Origin of the sequence: Xanthomonas sp. LMG 12462 (assembly GCF_009192885.1) — a bacterium.
In the GTDB taxonomy this organism is placed as follows: Bacteria; Pseudomonadota; Gammaproteobacteria; order Xanthomonadales; family Xanthomonadaceae; genus Xanthomonas_A; species Xanthomonas_A sontii.
The window spans coordinates 27,456-45,250 of the sequence record NZ_NMPP01000047.1; the positions used below are offsets into that span (position 1 = coordinate 27,456).

The following is a 17,795-nucleotide window of genomic DNA, read 5'->3' on the forward strand; positions in this document are numbered from 1 at the left end:
CGTGACCCCGCGCACAGCGCGCCGCGCCTACGCGGGAACGACACGCAGTCGTGTCTAGAATCGGAGACTTGCCCACCGGAGAGAGACGATGCGCGGTCGATGGAAACGCCTGCTGCTGGGGACGTTGCTGCTGACGGCGGCCGTGGCGCTGGGTATCTGGCTGCTGCTGCGCGGCAGCCTGGCCACGCTCGACGGCAAGGCCCCGCTGCAAGGCCTGCGCGCGCCGGCAAGCATCCAGCGCGACGCACTGGGCGTGGTCACCATCGAGGCCGCCGACGAGGCCGATGCGATGCGCGCGCTCGGCTACGTGCACGCGCAAGAACGCTTCTTCGAGATGGACCTGCTGCGCCGCGCGGCCGCTGGCGAGCTGTCCGAGCTGGTCGGTCCGCACGCGCTGGACGTGGACAAGGCACGGCGGGCGCATCGCCTGCGCGCGCGCAGCAGCGCGCAACTGGCCGCGTTCGCCGGCCAGCACGCGGCGGCCTTGCAGGCCTACAGTGCGGGCGTCAACCAGGGCCTGCACGCGTTGCGGATACGGCCGTGGCCTTACCTGATGCTGTTCGCCGCACCACGCGACTGGCAGCCGGTGGATTCGGCGCTGGCCGGCCAGGCGATGTACTTCGACCTGCAGGGCAAGCAACTCGAGCGCAAGCTGGCCCTGTATCGCCTGCAGCAGCGCTTGCCGGCGCCGCTGTACGCCCTGCTGCGTCACGAGGGCAGCAGTTGGGACGCGACACTGGACGGCAGCGTGCGCGGCGACGCGGAGCTGCCCTCCGCCGATCAGGTCGATCTGCGCCGCCTGGCGGGCGCGCCCGCCCCCGCCGCGACCGAGGCGGTCGCCACCAGCGCGCCCGGCAGCAACAACTGGGCGATCGCCGGCAGCCGCACCGCCGACGGCCGCGCCATCGTCGCCAACGACATGCATCTGGGCCTGCGCGCGCCCAGCCTGTGGTTCCGCGTGCGCCTGCGCTATGCCGATGCGCAGGCGCCGGGCGGCCACGTGGACGTGTCCGGATTCTCGCTGCCCGGCCTGCCGGCGGTGATCGTCGGCAGCAACGGTCACGTCGCCTGGGGGTTCACCAACAGCTATGCCGATACCGCCGACTGGTACCGGCTCACCCCGTGCGCCGCGGTGGCGCAGCCCGGCTGCACGCCGGTCACCGTGCATCGCGAACGGATCAAGGTCTCGGGCGCCCCCGACACCGAACTGCAGGTCGAAGACACCGCCTATGGCCCGATCCTGCAACACGAACCCGACGGCAGCGCGCTGGCGTTGCGCTGGGCCGCGCAGTTGCCGGGTGCGCTGAATCTGGGGCTGGCCGACTTCGCCCGCGCCACGTCCCTCCCCGACGCCTTCGCCCGTGCGCAGCACATCGCCACGCCCGCGCAGAACCTGGTGCTGGCCGACCGCGACGGCCACATCGGCTGGCGCGTGCTCGGCCCGCTGCCGCTGCGCGGTCCGCACTGCGCGGCCGATGCGGTGATGCACGACGTGCGCGCGACAGTGCCGGCGCAGGCGCGCTGCGCGCCGTGGCCGCTGTCCACCGGCCAGTCGCCGCAACGCATCGATCCCGCCGACGGGCAATTGTGGACCGCCAATGCCCGCGTGATCGGCGGCGCCGAACTGGCGCCGCTCGGCGACGGCGGCTATGCGCTGGGCGCACGCGCACAGCAGATCCGCGACGACCTGCGCCTGCATCCGCACCTCGACGAACGGCAGTTGCTGGCGATCCAGCTCGACGACCGCGCCCTGTTCCTGCAGCGCTGGTGGGCGCTGCTGCAGCAACGCGATGCCGGTGCGGCGACGCCGGCGTTGCACGCCATCTCGCAAGCGGCCAAGCACTGGGAAGGCCGCGCCAGCACCGGCTCGGTCAGCTATACCCTGGTGCGCGCCTGGCGCCTGGCGGTGCTGACCCGGATCCGCGACGGCCTGATCGCGCCGGCCCGTACCGGATCGAACGCAGATACCGCGCCCGCGCCACCGCCGCTGCCGCTGCCGCAACTGGAAGGCGTGGCCTGGCCGCTGCTGCAGCAACAGCCGCTGCACCTGCTGCCGCGCCGCTACGGCAGCTGGCAGGCGCTGCTGGAAGACGCCGCCGCCGAGGTGCGCACGCACCTGCAGGCCGAAGGCCCGCTGGACACGCGCCGCTGGGGCCTGGAGAACCGCGCGGCGATCTGCCATCCGCTGGCGCAGGGCCTGCCCGGGCCGCTGCGCGGCTGGCTATGCATGCCGGACACGCCGCTGCCCGGCGACGACGACATGCCGCGGGTGCAGCGCCCGGCGTTCGGCGCCTCCGAGCGCATGGTGGTGGCACCGGGTCACGAGGCCGACGGCATCGTGCACATGCCCGGCGGCCAGAGCGGCCACCCGCTGTCGCCGTTCTGGGGCGCCGGCCACGCCGACTGGGTGCAGGGCCGCGCCACAAAGTTCCTGCCCGGCCCGACCCGGCACACGCTGACATTAAGCCCGTCCGCACCACAATGACCCGCGATCGGCTCCGCGCCGGCGTCCGACTGCATACGCCGGCCTGCCTTCCCCCTTCCCCCACTGCCGAGTCTGCCTACCGATGAAGCGCCCTCCCCTGCTCGCCCTGTTGCTGCCGCTCGCCGCGGCCGTGTCGTTTTCCGCCTGTGCCACGCCGGCTGCCGACGCGCCCGCGGCCGCTTCCGACTGCAGCGTGCGCGCCCAACCCGGCGACGATCTGCAGGCCGCGATCGACCGCGTCCCCAACGACGGCAAACCCGCCACCGTGTGCCTGAGCGCCGGCGAGTTCCCGGTCGGCAAGCTGATCTCGATCCAGCGCGACGGCCTGCGCCTGCGCGGCCAGGGCGACAGCACCGTGCTGCGCATGCGCGACCACGTGCAGCAGCCGACCATCGTCATCGGCGACTATCAGAACGAGCGCCCCATGCGGCCGATCCGCGACGTGCGCGTGGAGCAGTTGCAGATCGTCGGCGGCACCATCGACAAGGAGTTCATGCCCGAACGCCCGTACCTGAGCAACAGCCTGGTGGTGGTGCGCAACGGCCAGAACATCCAGCTGACCCACCTGCGAGTGAGCAAGTGCCGCAGCGCCTGCCTGCTGAGCGAGTTCGACAGCCGCGACCTGCTGATCGCGCACAACGACGTGTCCGGTGCGACCTGGGACGGGGTGTCGTTCAACCGCACCGCCAAGGTCAAGCTGATCGACAACGTGATCCACGACAACGTCGCCGCCGGCATCACCACCGAGCACCTGGAAGACAGCGAGATCCGCGACAACCGCCTGGAGCGCAACGGCAGCCAGGGCGTGTACCTGGCCGACGCGCGGCGCAACCTGTTCGCGGGCAACCAGTTCATCGACAACAAGGGCGCCGGGCTCTACCTGACCTGCTCGATCCGCCAGCGCACGCCGCAGATCCTGTGCTGGGACAACAGCATGAGCCAGGACAACACGTTCGAGAACAACACCTTCCGCGGCAACCCCTACACCTACACCATCGGCGTGGACAGCGCGGCCAACTGCACCGGCCCGGAGTTCCGCCCCAACCTGTGGCGCAAGAACAACCAGGCCGACGCCTCGGGCATCGACATCCAGCCCGAACGCTACGGCCACTGCGTGCGCTTCGAATAAGCGCGCGCGGCCGCGGCGCCTGCGCACGCCACCCGGCCGGCCTTGAACAGGTCGGCCGGGGCGCCCCAGCCCGCGCATGGCGGCAGAACCGGTGTGCCCCCCCAGGCCAGGCCGCGTCCAGGCGGGTGTCGGACCACCACCAGGCGGGCGACACGCACGCCGCGACACATCCATTAAAGCTCTGCCTGCAGCGGCCGCTAACCGGTGACGACGCCCCAGCGACCGACGGACCGCGCTGGACCACCGACCGGCCGTGCCGCAGACGCTGGAGTGCCGCGGCGCTCTGGGAGAGCAGATGAACTACCACCTTCATGTCCGCCGCACCCTCGACACGCCGATCCTGGCGATCCAGGGCCTGACCCTGTGCGTCTGGCTGGCGCTGCTGCTGTGCAACCCCTACCTGAGCCACCCACTGGACGCGCGCTATGCGCTGGCGTTCGCCGCCATGCTCGGCAGCGGCGTGGTCATGCGCATGGCCAGGCACTTCTGGCAATGGCGGTTGAGCGCCTTCCTGTCGGTGATCGCGTTCGACGCCGCATTCCGGCTGCAGTTGCACCACATGGGCGGCGCCGGTCTGCCCTGGATGCTGCCGGTGGCGGTGACCCTGAGCCTGGGCTACAGCGTGCTGTTCTGCCACGCGCGCGACTATCTGCTGGCGCTGGCCTGCACCTGGGCGATCATGCTCGGCTGGCACGACAGCCTGGTACCCGCCTCCACCGACCTGCCGCTGCTGGAGATCCTGGTGGCGGCGGTGACCATGGTCGGGTTCGCGTTGAACCGTATCTTCGTCACCACCATGCGCAGCAACCACGCGCTGAAGGAAGGCTATCGGCGCCTGGCCGCGACCGACGCACTGACCGGCATCCCCAACCGGCGCGCGCTGATGGCCGACCTGCAGGCAGCGGTCGGCACCCAGCACGCCGTGCAGTTGGCCATGCTGGACATCGACGACTTCGAGCGGATCGGCGCCGAGCACGGTCACCACGTCGGCGATGCGGTGCTGCAGGCGCTGGCGACGGAACTGGTGCGGCTGGACCCGCGTTGCCGCGTCGGCCGCCTCGGCGGCGAGGAGTTCGGCCTGCTGTTCGAGGGCGTGTCGCAGGACAAGGCGAGCGCACTGGTGCAGCGCCTGCAGCAGCGCATCCGCGGCCTGCGCGTGGATGGCGCAAGCTTCACCTGCAGCGTCGGCATGGCCTCGTTGCCGGCCGGCGGCGAACTGTCCGACCTGCTCGCCCGCGCCGACCGCGCGCTGTCCGCCGCCCGGCAGGCGGGCAACGGCAGCCTTCGCCTGGACGGCGCCACGCCGGTGTCGGCCGGCACGTCCGCGGCGTTTGCAGGCGATCCCGCGCTGCCGGCCGCCACGTCGCTGTAGCACGCAGCACCAACAGCCCCCGCGGGGCGGCGCATGCCGCCGCCCCGCAGCGCACTCGCTCGTGGTGCACGCACTTCAGGCCCGACGCAGACAGCGCAGACGTCCACCCCGCTTCACCGCCGCTGCGTGCGGCACCAACAGGCTGAACCGCAGGCGCTGCGGTCACTCAAGCCGCCACGCCGGCATGCCGATACGCTGCCATCGATCCAGCGCGTGCGCGTCGGCGTCCGCACATCACGAACCGGCCGGGACGCGCCGTTGGGCAGCACATGACGTACCCGGAATACATCCGCCACCTGCTGGGCCGGTCGACCACGGCCATTCAAGCGCTGACCCTGTCGATCTGGGTCGCGACGCTGCTGTTCAATCCGTATCTGCAGCGACCATGGGGCCTGGTCAATTTGATCCTGCTGGCCGCGCTGCTCGGCACCGCCGCCTGCACCCTGCTGGTCCGCCGCTTCTGGCACTGGCGCCTGAGCGGCGCGCTGTACGTGCTGCTGCTGTCGTGGGTGTATCAGATCGAGCTGCGGCAGATGGGCGCACACGGCGAATTCTGGTGGCTGCCGACCACGGTCACCCTGTGCCTGGGCATCAATCTGCTGTTCCCGTTCACGCGCGACTACCTGCTGGCGCTGTCATACACCTGGACGATCATGCTGACCGGTCGGTCACTGCCACCGGCGGCCGCCAGCGACCCGATGCTGCTGGGGCTGCTGGTCGCCGCGGTGTCGCTGATCGGCCTGGCCATGAACCGCACCTTCGCGCGCAGCATGCTGATCACCTACCGCCTGAAGGAAGACTACCGGCGCATCTCCGAGACCGATGCGCTGACCGGGCTGGCCAACCGGCGCGCCCTGATGGCGCAACTGCATGCGCTGGCGGCCGGGCGCGGTCGCCGCGGCACGCTGCAGTTCGCGATGCTGGACATCGACGACTTCAAGCAGGTCAACGACCGCCATGGCCACGATGTCGGCGATGCGGTGTTGCTGGCCCTGGCCGCCGAACTGACCCGGCTCGGGCACGGCTGCCGGGTCGGCCGGCTCGGCGGCGAGGAATTCGGCATCGTGCTCGACGGCATGAGCGACGCGCAGACCGATGCCCTGCTGCAGCGGTTGCTGGAACGCGTGCGCCAGACCCGCGCCAAGGGCGTGGCCTTCACGTTCAGCGCCGGGATCGCGCGCATGCATCCCGACGGCGACGTCTCGGATCTGCTCAAGCGTGCCGACCGTGCGCTGTATGCGGCCAAGCGCGACGGCAAGAGCCGGATCCGCCTGGACAGCGCCACAGGGCCAGCCCCCATGGCGGCCGTGCACGGCGCCTTCGACAGCGCGGCGCCGACGGCGGATCCGGCGTAGCGGGAGGCGCGCGGAAAGGAGCCGCATCCCGCGGCACGCATCGCCGGCGTCGAACACGCACGCTACCGGAGCAGCGCGACACGCCTGCGCTTGCGGCTACACCGCCCGCCACAGCAGGCGCAGGCCCAGGCCACTCATCAGCAACGCACTGAGCCGGTCCAGCGGCCGCCGCGCGCGCAACCACCAGCGCCGCGGCGCCGGTGCGGACAGCAACCCGGCCACCAGCGCGAACCAGGCCGCATCGATGGCGAAGGCCAGCGATGGCAGCGCCACGTACTCGGCGGGCACTCGCTGCGCCGGCAGCAGCGCGGCGAACAGGCCGGCGAACACCAGCGCGGTCTGCGGGTTGCCGAGCTGGGTCAACAGGCCCATGACGAAGGCCGAGCGCACCGCCGGCACCTGCTGTTCCGGCGCGATGGCGGCCAGCGACACCGGCGTCCGCCACGCCCGCCAGGCCAGCCACAGTAGATAGGCGCCACCGGCGACCGACACCGCGCGATGCAGCGCCGGCACCCGCTCCAGCAACGCCTGCAGGCCGAACAAGGCCGCCAACGCGAACAGCGCGCAGCCCACGCCCATGCCCAGTGCCGCGGCGAGCCCGGCCGCGCGCGAGCGCCCCGCGGCCAGCCGCGCCACCAGCAGGAAGCTGGCGCCGGGGCTGATCGCCCCCAGCGTCAGCACCCCGGCGATCGCCAGCAGGCTGGCGCCGGTCACCCCAGCGCCTGCGCGTGCACCCCGGCCACCGCACGGCCGGAGGGATCGGCCATCGTCGCGAAGCTGGCATCCCAGGCGATCGCCGCCGGCGAGGAGCAGGCGATCGACTTGCCGCCGGGCACGGTCTCGGCCGCGGCCGGGGTCGGGAACACGCGCTCGAACAGGCTGCGGTAGTAATAGGCTTCCTTGGTCTGCGGCGGGTTCACCGGGAAGCGCTTGTCGGCCGCGGCCAGTTCGCGGTCGCTGACCTGCGCCTCCGCGTGTGCCTTCAGCCCATCGATCCAGCCGTAGCCGACGCCGTCGCTGAACTGCTCCTTCTGCCGCCACAGGATCGACTCGGGCAGATAGCCCTCGAAGGCTTCGCGCAGCACCGCCTTCTCGATGCGCTTGCTGCCGTCGGCGCGGGTGCCGGCCATCTTGTACTGGGCGTCCATGCGCATGGCCACGTCCAGAAACTCCACGTCCAGGAACGGCACGCGCGGCTCCACGCCCCAGGCCATCATCGACTTGTTGGCTCGCAGGCAATCGTAGTTGTACAGCGCGTCGAGCTTGCGGATCAGTTCTTCGTGGAATTCGCGCGCGTTCGGCGCCTTGTGGAAGTACAGGTAGCCGCCGAAGATCTCGTCGCTGCCTTCGCCGGAGAGCACCATCTTCACCCCCATCGCCTTGATCCGCCGCGCCAGCAGGAACATCGGCGTGGAGGCGCGGATGGTGGTGACGTCGTAGGTCTCGATGTGCCGGATCACCTCCGGCAACGCGTCCAGGCCTTCCTCGAAGGTGTATTCGAAGCCGTGGTGCACCGTGCCCAGCGCCTCGGCGGCGATCGCCGCGGCGGCCAGATCCGGCGAGCCCTTCAGGCCGATCGCGAACGAGTGCAGGCGCGGCCACCAGGCCTCGGCCTCGTCGTTCTCCTCGATGCGCTTGCGCGCGAAGCGCGCCGCCACCGCCGCGACCAGCGACGAATCCAGTCCACCGGAGAGCAGCACGCCGTACGGCACGTCGGTCATCAGCTGGCGATGCACGGCGCGCTCGAACGCCTCGCGCAGTTCCTGCTTGCCAACCTCCACGCCCTGCACCGCCGCGTAGTCGCGCCACGGCTTGCGGTAGTACTGCACCAATTCGCCGCTGGCGCTGTCGTAGTAGTGGCCCGGCGGGAACTGGGCGACGTCGGCGCAACTGTCGGCCAGCGACTTCATCTCCGAGGCCACCCGCAGCCGCCCTTGCGCGTCGTGGCCCCAGTACAGCGGGCACACGCCCATCGGATCGCGCGCGATCAGCACGCGCCCGGCGGCCTTGTCCCACAGCGCGAAGGCGAAGATGCCGTTGAGGCGGTTCAGCAGCGCGTCCGGCGTGGTTTCGCGGTACAGCGCGTTGATCACCTCGCAGTCCGAGCCGGTCTGGAAGGCGTATGGCTGCACCAGCTGCTTCTTCAGTTCGCGATGGTTGTAGATCTCGCCGTTGACCGCCAGCGCCAGCTGCCCGTCGTCGGAAAGCAGCGGCTGCGAACCGCCGGCCGGATCGACGATGGCCAGGCGCTCGTGGACCAGGATCGCGCCGTCGTCGACATACACGCCGCTCCAGTCCGGGCCGCGGTGGCGCTGCCGCTGCGAGCAGTCCAGCGCCTGCCGCCGCAGCGCCTGCAGGTCGTCGCCCGGTTGCAGGCCGAAGATGCCGAAGATCGAACACATGGGAAAGCTCCTGATCGTGGGGTGGTGGTTGCGGAGGGGAGACACCCAGGCACAAAAAAACCCGCATCGGCCGATGCGGGTTTTCTGGTGGCTGGGCGTGGTGTTTCTGGTAGCGCCTAGTCGCAGACCCGCATCGGCCGCGCACGATTATTCGCCAGCGCATTATTGCGGCCGTTGGCGTTGCTCGAGCGGAGGGCGGACAGCGAGGTCATGGAACGACCGTAACCCGGCACGCGGGCCGGCGCAACTGTTACCGCAGCAACCGTTCGATCAGGCGCAGGTACAGATCCGGCAACGCCTCCAGGTCGGCCACGCGCACGTGCTCGTCGACCTGGTGGATGCTGGCGTTGACCGGGCCGACCTCGATGCATTGCGCGCCCAGCGGGGCGATGAAGCGCGCATCGGAGGTGCCGCCGCCGGTGCTCTCCTCCGGCGGCGCGCCGGCGACCTCGCCCAGCACCTCGCGCGCCACCCGGCGCAGCGTGCCTTCCGGGGTGTAGAACGGTTCGCCGCTGCGGTGCCAGCGCAGGTCGTAGTCCAGCCCATGGCGATCGAACAGCGCGGCGATCTCCGCTTCCAGCCGCGGCGCATCCCAGTGCGGGGTGTAGCGCAGGTTGAAGGCGACCTGCAGTTCGCCGGGGATCACGTTGTTGGCGCCGGTACCGGCATGGATGTTGGAGAGTTGCAGGCTGGTCGGCGGGAAGCTTTCGTAGCCATCGTCCCAGTGCCGCGCGACCAGCTCGGCCAATGCCGGCGCGGCCAGGTGGATCGGGTTGCGCGCCTTGTGCGGATAGGCCACGTGCCCCTGCACGCCGCGCACGCGCAGCGCGCCGGAAAGACTGCCGCGACGGCCGACCCGCAGCAGGTCGCCAAGCCGCTCGGTGGACGAGGGTTCGCCAGTGATGCACCAGTCGATGCGCTCGCCACGCTCGGCGAACACGCGCGCCACATGGCGCACGCCGTCGATCGCATCGCCTTCCTCGTCGCTGGTCAGCAGCAGCGCCAGCGTGCCCGGGTGCTGCGGCTGCGCGGCCACGAACCGCTCGGCGGCGACCACGAAGGCGGCCACGCTGCCCTTCATGTCGGCGGCGCCGCGCCCGTACAGCACGCCATCACGGACCTGCGGCGCGAACGGATCGCTGCTCCAGGCCTCGCGCGGCCCCGGCGGCACCACGTCGGTATGGCCGAGCAGCGCCAGCACCGGACCGTCGCCGCCGCGATGGGTGGCCCACAGGTTGTCGACCTCGCCGCAGCGCAGCCGCTCGATGGCGAAACCGGCGCGCTGCAGCCGCTGCGCGATCAGCGCCTGGCATCCGGCATCGTCGGGGGTGACCGACGGGCGGGCGATCAGGTCGCAGGCGAGTTCAAGGACATCGGACATGCAGGGATACCGTTGGAAAACACGAGGGAGACGCGATGCGGATCGGCGGCGGCAGCGTCGCGTGCCGACGGCGCACGTTGCGCAGTGTACGAGCGGGACTTGCGGATTCGAAGCATCGGCCGGGATCGCCGGACGGGTGCGCGGTCGCGGCGCCGGCCGTCGCTACGGCGCGATGCCGGGCCAGCGCATGTACTGCACGCGCACCGCGAAAGCTTCGTTGCCAGGCATGCGCCCGCCGTGCGTGCCGGTTTCGACGAAACCGCAGGCGCGGTAGAACGCCAGCGCCGCGGCATTGCCCTCCAGCAATTCCAGCGTCAGGCCAGCCGGGCTGGCCTGCTGCACCGCGACCACCAGCGCCTGACCGACGCCGCGCCGGCGCGCGGCCGGATCCACGTACAGCCAGGCCAGTTCCTCGCCGTCGTCGGCGACGAAGCCGAGCACCTGGCCGTGCGCTTCTGCGACCTGCACGCGGTAGTCGAACAAGCCTTCGCGCTCGGCCGCGATCGGCAGCGGCAGGAACGCCTCCGGCAGCCCCGCCGCCTGCAGCTCCTCCAGCCGCGCGGCATCGTGGATGGCGCACAGGCGCGCCCAGTCGTCGGCCCGGTACGGGCGGATATTCACGCGATCCCGAACCGCTGCTTGAAGCCGTTGTCGGAGAAGCCCTGGCTGAGCTTGCCGTCGTCGGTTACCACCACCGGGCGGCGGATCAGTTGCGGATACTCGCGCAGCAGCAGCTTCCATTCGGCATCGGAGCCGGGTGTCTTCTTGTTGTCGGGCAACTGCCGCCAGGTGGTGGAGGACTTGTTGACCAGCGCGTCGAACCCACCGGCCTGGCCGGCCCAGTCCAGCAGGGTCTCCGGGGTCGGCTTGTGCTCGCGGTAATCGACGAAGGTATAGGCCACGCCGAAGCGGTCCAGCCACTTGGTCGCCTTCTTGCAGGTGTCGCAGTTCTTCAATCCGTACAACGTCGTCATCGAAACATCCCTTCAAGCGAATGAAGCCGCTCTCCCACCGGGAGCGGGGTTGGGGTGAGGGTCGGTCGGCCCAGAACAGATCGCACTCCAAAGCACCGCGCACCGCCTTTCGGCGGGCGATGCCATCAGGAGACGAACCGGGTATGCCGTCATCGACAGGCAGCAGCGCGCGTGATCTTACCCGCCGCGCGCGCCATCGGCCTCCCACGCGCAAGAAGACGCCGCCAGGCCTCACTGCGCCGGCACTTCCTGGAGCTTGGCCGAGTCGATCCGCCAGCGCAGCTGCGCCGCCGAGGCGCCGTCCACGCCGTTGACCCGGCGCAGCACGTAGTCGCCGCGGAAGCGTTGCCGCCTGCCGTCGGCCAGCGTCGCCTCCACGGTGACCGGCACCGGCTGGTACACCGAACCGGCGGCGCCATCGCTGGCGCCCAGCGCGCCGATCGTCGCCTTCACCGCACGCGTCTGCGCGAAGCCGGCCTTGAAGGCCGCGTAGGACTGCCCCGGGCGCCCGTCCTCGCCCCACTGCTGCCAGGCCGTGGCGTAGTCGCGCGCATTGATCGCCGCGTAGTAGCGCCGCACCACGTCGGCCGCGGCCTGCGGGCTGTCGGCGGCCGGGCCGCACCCGGCGGTGGCCGGCCCGTCGCGACCGAGCAGCGCGCAACTGCGCGCGATCTCGTCGTCGATCATGGCGCAGCTGTTGGCGGCATTGCAGGGCGGGTGCGTGGCCGGCGACACCGAGCGACAGGTGGCCGCACGCGCCGCCGCGGCGTCGGCGCCGATCTCGTCGGCGCAGGACAGCGGCGCGCCCGCCGCGTCGGCAGTCCCCGTCCCCGTCGTCGTCGCAGGCGTTTGCGCAGGCGGAGGTGTCGCGGCCGGCGCCGGATTGGGCGCAGCGGCGGCCGCCGCAGGCGTGTCGCCCTGCTTGGGCGTCGTCGACGCCGGCGCGCCCTCACGGCCGCACCCGGACAGCGCGAACGCCGCCGTCATCCAGCAAGCCCACATGATCGTACGCATCGGTCTCTCCTGTTCGTTCGTGGCAGCGCGCCAGGCCTCTTCCGTTCCGCCCCCCTGACATGGCGGCAGTGGCGCAATCGCGTGCGCCAGCGTATCGGGCCACCCATGTACGCCGGGTATGCACAGCGCTCCCGACCGGCCGCGGGATCGCCCGGTTCAACCGACGGCCGGCCGTCCATCTCCTGCACCGTCGATCACCCAGGCGGAGGCGAGCGTCGACGCAACAGGCACGGCGACGCTGCGGTGCAACCGGCGCGCATGGCCCTGTGCCACGGGCACGCGACGGAACCGCTCGAACCTGTTGCACGCTGCCGGCGTTACCCAGGCGCCAGGCGCTCAGAGCAGCCGTTCGGACACCACCCGGAACGCGACACGCGGCAGGCGAAAGGCCAATCCCTCCTCCAGCGCGACACCCAGCGCCTGCAGCCGCGGGCAGGTCAGCGCCCCGGTCAGCCGCAACGGCTGCAGCGTGGCCGGGTCCACCGGCAAGGCGATGCGGGTGCTGGCCCAGCGGCCGTCGCAGGTGCGCGCGATGGCCTCGTCCTGGCAGGTGAGGAAGCGCAGCAGCGCCTCGCGCGTGGCGAACGCCGGCGTCCAGTCGGCATCGTGCCAGGCCTCGGCAGGCTGCCAGTGCAGTTGCAGCGCCGGCGCGCTGCCCTGCCCCGGCTCGATCTGCGTGTGGCCGCTGCCATCGGACTGCAGCGCGTGCACGAAGCGCGCGGCCAGGTGCGGCTGCATGGCGTCGCTGGCGGCGCGTGCGCCGGCCACGTAGGCCAATCCATCCATCACGTTGCGGTCGAACAGCACCACCGGCCCGGCGTTCACATCATCCACGCGACGCAGGTACCACCGCCAGTTGCTCTGCAGCGGCGATGGCAGCAGCTTCCGCAGCGGCCCGGCCAGGGCAGGACCGAAATGGCCGTGGCGATAGCTGAGGATGGTGTACGGCGTGCGCCCCTGGTGGACGACATGGGCGTAACCCGGCGGCGGTGGCGGGGCGCGACGCACGTCGACCCACCAGTTCAGATAGACCACCTCGCGCACGTCGCTCACAAGCGCCGGCAGCGGCCAGCGTTGCGTCAACGCACGCCGCAGCCGGGTCCAGCCAGGCGCATGCAGCAGGCGCGGCAGCGCGCGCCCGTACCAGGCGGCGGACGGGTGCCGGTAAGCCGCGGCCTCGGCCAGGTCCGGCACCGCCGCCGGCATCTCAGTCGGCCAGGCCGCGCAGCAGGTCGTTGACGCTGGTCTTGCTGCGGGTCTTGGCGTCGACCTGCTTGACGATCACCGCGCAGTACAGCGAGTGCGAGCCGTCCTTGGACGGCAACTGCCCGGACACCACCACGCTGTACGGCGGCACGTAGCCGTAGGAGATCTCGCCGGTGGCGCGGTTGTAGATGCGCGTGCTCTGGCCCAGGAACACGCCCATGCCGATCACGCTGTGATGGCCGACCACCACGCCCTCCACCACCTCCGAGCGCGCGCCGATGAAGCAGTGGTCCTCGATGATGGTGGGGCTGGCCTGCAGCGGCTCGAGCACGCCGCCGATGCCGGCGCCGCCGGACAGGTGGCAGTGCTTGCCGATCTGCGCGCAGGAACCGACCGTGGCCCAGGTGTCGACCATGGTGCCCTCGCCCACGTGCGCACCGATGTTGGTGAAGCTCGGCATCAGCACCACGTCCTTGCCGAAGTAGCTGCCGCGGCGCGCCACCGCGCCCGGCACCACGCGCACCCCGGCCTTGCGGAATTCGGCTTCGTGATAGCCGGCGAAGCGCGCCTCCACCTTGTCCCAGAACGGCGCCGGCTGCGCTTCCACCACGGCCATCTCGTTGACCCGGAAGTACAGCAGCACCGCCTTCTTCAGCCACTCGTTGACCTTCCAGCCGCCGTGCCCGTCCGGCTCGGCGACGCGGAACTCGCCGCTCTCCAGGCCGTCGATGACGCGGTTGACCACCGGCCGGGTCGACCCTTCGATCTCGTCGAGCGTCAGCGTGGCGCGGCGCTCGAAGGCGCTGTCGATGGTGAACTTCAGCTCGTCGGCGCTGGGCACGGCCACCGGCTTGGCGCGCAGCGGCTTCGGTGCGGGCTTGGCGGGCTTGCTCGCCACGGTCGGCGCCGCCGGCTTTGCGGCAACCGGCTTGGCCGTCTTCTTGGGGGCCGCCGTCTTGGCAGCGGGCTTCTTGGCGGCAGGCTTCTTGGTGGCCATCAGCGGGGGTCTCCAGGCGGGGTATCGGGGTCCAGGCAGGCCTGCAGCGCGGCCTGCAACGCCTGGCGGGCGGCGTCGGGCAACGGCAGGTTGTGCTCGTCGGTGATGTGGAACAGATCCTCGGCGCGCTCGCCGAAGGTGGCGATGCGCGCGTCGTGCACGCGCAGGTGCTGCCGGCGCAGCACCTGGGCCACGTCCGACAGCAGCCCCGGGCGGTCCGGCGCGACCAGGCTGAGCCGGGTCAGGCGGCCGTCGAGGCTTTCGCGGAATTCGATGCGCGGGGCGAAGCGGAAATGCCGCAGCTGGCGCGGCACCACCCGCCGCGCCGGGCGCAGCCGCGCCAGGTCGCCAGCCAGCGCCTCGCGCAGTCCGGCCTGCAACTGCGCGATGTCGCCGCTGGCGAAGGCGTCGGCCGGCATCACCTCGAAGGTGTCGAAGATCGCCCCGTGCGGGGCGTCGAGCACGCGCGCGCGATGGATGCCGTAGCCGAGCCGGTCCAGCGTCATCACGATCGCGGCGAACAGGCCGTCGCGGTCCGGCGAATACACGAACACTTCCAGCGCCGCGTCGTCGGGGGTGACCGGGCGCACCTTGACCAGGGTGCCACCGAGTTCCACCTCCATCAGCGAGGTCGCCTGCCAGGCCAGTTGCTCGGGACGGAAGCGCAGGAAGCTCTCGTCCGGCATGCCGGCGAACTGACGGTCGATGATGGCGTCGTCATGGCCCTGGATGTGCATCAGCGCGCGCGCGGCCTCGCGCGCCTCCTGCAGGCGCTCGGCCACCGGCAGCGGATGCTCCAGGCCTTCGCGCAGGGCGCGGCGCGCGGCGAAGTACAGGTCGGCCAGCAGCCGGTCCTTCCACGCATTCCACAGCTTGGGGCTGGTGCCGGCGATGTCGGCGCAGGTCAGCAGGTACAGATAGTCCAGGCGCTCGCGGTCGCCGACCAGGCTGGCAAAACGATGGATCACCTCCGGATCGGCGATGTCCTGCTTCTGCGCGGTCACCGACATGCGCAGGTGCTGCTCGACCAGCCAGGCGACCAGCTCGGTGTCGGCGGCGCTGAGCGCGTGCGCGGCGCAGAACGCGCGCGCATCCACCGCGCCCAGCTCCGAATGGTCGCCGCCGCGGCCCTTGGCGATGTCGTGGAACAGGCCGGCCAGCAGCAGCAATTCCGGCTTGCGCAGCCGCGGCCAGACTTCGTGGGCGATGGAGAAGCGTTCGTCGGCGCGCGCGTTGGCGAACACCGCCATGTTCTTCAGCACCATCAGCGTGTGCTGGTCGACCGTGTACACGTGGAACAGGTCGAACTGCATGCGCCCGGACACCTGCGCGAAGGCGGGGATCCACTGCCCGAGCACGCCCAGCCGCGCCATCCGGGTCAGCGTCTGCACCGCGCGCGGGCCGCGCAACAGCGCCAGGAAGCGCTCGCGCGCGGTCGGGCTGGCGCTGGCGTAGGCCGGCAGATGCGGCAGCGCCTCGGCCAGCGCGCGCGCGGTCAGCGAATGCAGACCGCGGATCTCGCCGTGCGCGGCCCAGGTGGCGAACAGCGCGAACACCTGTACCGGATCGGCCTGCGGCCAGCGCTCGTCGTCGGCGGCCAGGTAGCCGCGGCGCAGCGAGAAGCCGCCGTCCAGCGGCTGCGGCTGCGCTTCGCCGTCGAACTGTTCCTCGAAGCGCTGCAGCAGCCGGTCGCTGAGCCGGCGCACGATCGCCGCGCTGCGATAGAAGCGCTGCATCATCTTTTCCACGCCCAGGCTCTCGACGTCGTCGGAGAAGCCCAGGCGCTGCGCCAGGGTCTTCTGGTAATCGAAGCGCAGGCGCTCTTCCGGACGGTTGGCGACCAGGTGCAGCCCGTAGCGCAAGCGCGCCAGTTCGCGGCGCTCGCGGCGCAGCGCGGCGGCCTCGTCGCCGCCGACGTGGCCCAGGCCGATCAACGGCTCCAGGTCGCGCACGCCGAATGCGCGCAGCGCCATCCAGCCCAGCGTATGCAGGTCGCGCAGGCCGCCGGGGCCGTCCTTGATATCCGGCTCCAGGTTGTCGGCGGTGTCGCCGAAGCGCTGGTGGCGGGCCTGCAGTTCCTCGCGCTTGGCCATGAAGAATTCGCGCGGCGGCCACACCCGCTGCGGGGCGATGGCCGCCGCCAGCGCCGCCTTGGCGGCGGCGTCGGCCTGCAGCGGGCGTGCCTCGATCAGCGCGGTCAGCACGGTCTGGTCGGCGCAGGCCGCAGTGCACTGCGCGGCCGAGCGCACCGCATGGCTCACCGGCACGCCGGCGTCCCACAACAGCGGGAACAGCCGTGCCAGCGCCGGTTCGTAGGCGGGATCGAGGTCGCCGAACACCAGCAGGTCGATGTCCGAGCGCGGGAACAGTTCGCCACGGCCATAGCCGCCGACCGCGAACAACGCCAGCCCGGCCTCGCGCGGCACGCAGCGGCTCCAGGCGTGGCGGATCAACTGGTCGAGCGCGCGCGCGCGCAGCGCCAGCAGGCGATCGATGTCGTCGCCCTGGTCGAAACGCTTGCTCAGCCGCGCATCGGTCTGCGCCAGCAGTTGCCGGACCGCGGCGGCCCAACCGGCGTCGTCGACGCCGGCACCGGGCATGCCGGCATCGGCACCGGCCGGCAGCAGGCTCACGGTTCGCCGAGGCCGCCCGGCGACAGGGTCAGGACCTCCACCCCATCCTCGGTGACGGCGACCATGTGCTCCCATTGCGCGGAGAGCTTGCGGTCCTTGGTCACCACGGTCCAGCCGTCCGGCAGCACGCGGGTGTAGCGCGTGCCCTCGTTGATCATCGGCTCGATGGTGAAGGTCATGCCCGGCTTCAGCACCAGGCCATCGCCCGGCCGGCCGTAGTGCAGCACCTGCGGCTCGTCGTGGTAGACCTTGCCGATGCCGTGGCCGCAGTACTCGCGTACCACGCTGAAGCGCTCGCTCTCGGCGTACTGCTGGATGGCATGGCCGACGTCGCCGAGCGTGGCGCCCGGCTTCACCGCGCGGATGCCGCGCCACATCGCCTCGTAGGTGGCCTCGATCAGGCGCCGCGCCATCACCGACGGCGTGCCCGCGCAGTACATGCGGCTGGTGTCGCCATGCCAGCCGTCCTTGATCACGGTGACGTCGATGTTGACGATGTCGCCGTCCTTCAGGACCTTGCCCTCGCTGGGGATGCCGTGGCAGATGACGTTGTTCACCGACGTGCACACGGTCTTCGGAAAGCCGCGATAGCCGACGTTGGCCGGCACCGCCTGCTGCACCTTGACGATATGGTCGTGGCAGATGCGGTCCAGCTCGGCGGTGGTGACGCCGGGCTTCACGTACGGGCCGATCAGGTCCAGTACCTCGGCGGCCAGACGGCCGGCCACGCGCATCTTCTCGATGTCCTGCGGAGTTTTCAGATTGACGGTCATGGTCGTCATTATCGCTCATCCCGGCGCTGGCTGAACGCGCCGGGCGCGTTGCCGGGTTTTTGGCACGCCGGCGC

At 71.2% G+C, this 17,795-nt stretch carries 14 protein-coding genes; 4 read left to right on the top strand and 10 right to left on the bottom strand.

Annotation, left to right across the window (positions count from 1 at the left end):
• The first annotated feature begins 88 nt into the window (after positions 1 to 88).
• The 4 genes from CEK69_RS12575 (at position 89) to CEK69_RS12590 (ending at position 6,341) form a co-directional block, all read left to right on the top strand.
• Positions 89 to 2,485: a penicillin acylase family protein gene (locus CEK69_RS12575; protein ID WP_152245934.1), complete on the top strand. Its 2,397-nt coding sequence runs from the start codon at positions 89 to 91 to the stop codon at positions 2,483 to 2,485.
• 82 nt (positions 2,486 to 2,567) lie between these two features.
• The gene (locus tag CEK69_RS12580) at positions 2,568 to 3,614 is read left to right on the top strand and encodes a right-handed parallel beta-helix repeat-containing protein (RefSeq protein WP_017914346.1); all 1,047 of its coding nucleotides are present in this window, start codon (positions 2,568 to 2,570) and stop codon (positions 3,612 to 3,614) included.
• Positions 3,615 to 3,909: 295 nt separating this feature from the next.
• Positions 3,910 to 4,986: a GGDEF domain-containing protein gene (locus CEK69_RS12585; protein WP_017914345.1), complete on the top strand. Its 1,077-nt coding sequence runs from the start codon at positions 3,910 to 3,912 to the stop codon at positions 4,984 to 4,986.
• A 269-nt stretch (positions 4,987 to 5,255) separates the two neighbouring features.
• On the top strand, positions 5,256 to 6,341 hold the full coding sequence (locus tag CEK69_RS12590) for a GGDEF domain-containing protein (RefSeq protein ID WP_152245936.1): 1,086 nt from the start codon (positions 5,256 to 5,258) through the stop codon (positions 6,339 to 6,341).
• 96 nt (positions 6,342 to 6,437) lie between these two features.
• Here the strand turns inward: CEK69_RS12590 and CEK69_RS12595 are convergent, their stop codons facing one another.
• From CEK69_RS12595 to map, 10 genes are all read right to left on the bottom strand, one after another.
• Positions 6,438 to 7,055, bottom strand: a complete 618-nt coding sequence (locus CEK69_RS12595; protein WP_152245938.1) for a LysE family transporter — start codon at positions 7,053 to 7,055, stop codon at positions 6,438 to 6,440.
• Positions 7,052 to 8,743: an asparagine synthase B gene (gene asnB, locus CEK69_RS12600; protein ID WP_017912253.1), complete on the bottom strand. Its 1,692-nt coding sequence runs from the start codon at positions 8,741 to 8,743 to the stop codon at positions 7,052 to 7,054. The genes CEK69_RS12595 and asnB overlap by 4 nt, the downstream gene beginning before the upstream one ends.
• Positions 8,744 to 8,993: 250 nt before the next feature.
• Positions 8,994 to 10,124 (bottom strand): succinyl-diaminopimelate desuccinylase, encoded by a 1,131-nt coding sequence (dapE, locus tag CEK69_RS12605; protein WP_152245940.1) that lies wholly within the window; start codon positions 10,122 to 10,124, stop codon positions 8,994 to 8,996.
• 162 nt (positions 10,125 to 10,286) lie between these two features.
• On the bottom strand, positions 10,287 to 10,745 hold the full coding sequence (locus CEK69_RS12610; protein ID WP_152245942.1) for a GNAT family N-acetyltransferase: 459 nt from the start codon (positions 10,743 to 10,745) through the stop codon (positions 10,287 to 10,289).
• Positions 10,742 to 11,098: an arsenate reductase gene (locus CEK69_RS12615; RefSeq protein ID WP_150408990.1), complete on the bottom strand. Its 357-nt coding sequence runs from the start codon at positions 11,096 to 11,098 to the stop codon at positions 10,742 to 10,744. The genes CEK69_RS12610 and CEK69_RS12615 overlap by 4 nt, the downstream gene beginning before the upstream one ends.
• Positions 11,099 to 11,329: 231 nt before the next feature.
• Positions 11,330 to 12,112 carry a hypothetical protein gene (locus CEK69_RS21285; RefSeq protein ID WP_226975152.1) on the bottom strand — a complete coding sequence of 261 codons (783 nt, stop codon included), beginning with the start codon at positions 12,110 to 12,112 and terminating at the stop codon, positions 11,330 to 11,332.
• A 336-nt stretch (positions 12,113 to 12,448) separates the two neighbouring features.
• Complete coding sequence (locus CEK69_RS12625; RefSeq protein ID WP_152245944.1) at positions 12,449 to 13,318, bottom strand: hypothetical protein; 870 nt, start codon at positions 13,316 to 13,318, stop codon at positions 12,449 to 12,451.
• A 1-nt stretch (position 13,319) separates the two neighbouring features.
• Positions 13,320 to 14,315 (bottom strand): 2,3,4,5-tetrahydropyridine-2,6-dicarboxylate N-succinyltransferase, encoded by a 996-nt coding sequence (gene dapD / locus CEK69_RS12630; protein ID WP_017917099.1) that lies wholly within the window; start codon positions 14,313 to 14,315, stop codon positions 13,320 to 13,322.
• Complete coding sequence (locus tag CEK69_RS12635; RefSeq protein ID WP_152245970.1) at positions 14,315 to 16,915, bottom strand: [protein-PII] uridylyltransferase; 2,601 nt, start codon at positions 16,913 to 16,915, stop codon at positions 14,315 to 14,317. Before CEK69_RS12635 ends, dapD begins: the two co-directional genes overlap by 1 nt.
• Before the next feature lie 29 nt (positions 16,916 to 16,944).
• Positions 16,945 to 17,721, bottom strand: coding sequence for a type I methionyl aminopeptidase (map, locus tag CEK69_RS12640; RefSeq protein WP_267083159.1), 777 nt, complete (start codon positions 17,719 to 17,721; stop codon positions 16,945 to 16,947).
• Positions 17,722 to 17,795: the final 74 nt, after the last annotated feature.

Excerpts from the sequence above, each read along its gene's own strand:
- CEK69_RS12575 (WP_152245934.1), top strand. The coding sequence starts at position 89 with ATGCGCGGTCGATGGAAACGCCTGCTGCTGGGGACGTTGCTGCTGACG.
- CEK69_RS12580 (WP_017914346.1), top strand. The coding sequence starts at position 2,568 with ATGAAGCGCCCTCCCCTGCTCGCCCTGTTGCTGCCGCTCGCCGCGGCC.
- CEK69_RS12585 (WP_017914345.1), top strand. The coding sequence starts at position 3,910 with ATGAACTACCACCTTCATGTCCGCCGCACCCTCGACACGCCGATCCTG.
- CEK69_RS12590 (WP_152245936.1), top strand. The coding sequence starts at position 5,256 with ATGACGTACCCGGAATACATCCGCCACCTGCTGGGCCGGTCGACCACG.
- asnB (WP_017912253.1), bottom strand. The coding sequence starts at position 8,743 with ATGTGTTCGATCTTCGGCATCTTCGGCCTGCAACCGGGCGACGACCTG.
- dapE (WP_152245940.1), bottom strand. The coding sequence starts at position 10,124 with ATGTCCGATGTCCTTGAACTCGCCTGCGACCTGATCGCCCGCCCGTCG.
- CEK69_RS12615 (WP_150408990.1), bottom strand. The coding sequence starts at position 11,098 with ATGACGACGTTGTACGGATTGAAGAACTGCGACACCTGCAAGAAGGCG.
- CEK69_RS21285 (WP_226975152.1), bottom strand. The coding sequence starts at position 12,112 with ATGCGTACGATCATGTGGGCTTGCTGGATGACGGCGGCGTTCGCGCTG.
- CEK69_RS12625 (WP_152245944.1), bottom strand. The coding sequence starts at position 13,318 with ATGCCGGCGGCGGTGCCGGACCTGGCCGAGGCCGCGGCTTACCGGCAC.
- dapD (WP_017917099.1), bottom strand. The coding sequence starts at position 14,315 with ATGGCCACCAAGAAGCCTGCCGCCAAGAAGCCCGCTGCCAAGACGGCG.
- CEK69_RS12635 (WP_152245970.1), bottom strand. The coding sequence starts at position 16,915 with ATGCCCGGTGCCGGCGTCGACGACGCCGGTTGGGCCGCCGCGGTCCGG.
- map (WP_267083159.1), bottom strand. The coding sequence starts at position 17,721 with ATGACCGTCAATCTGAAAACTCCGCAGGACATCGAGAAGATGCGCGTG.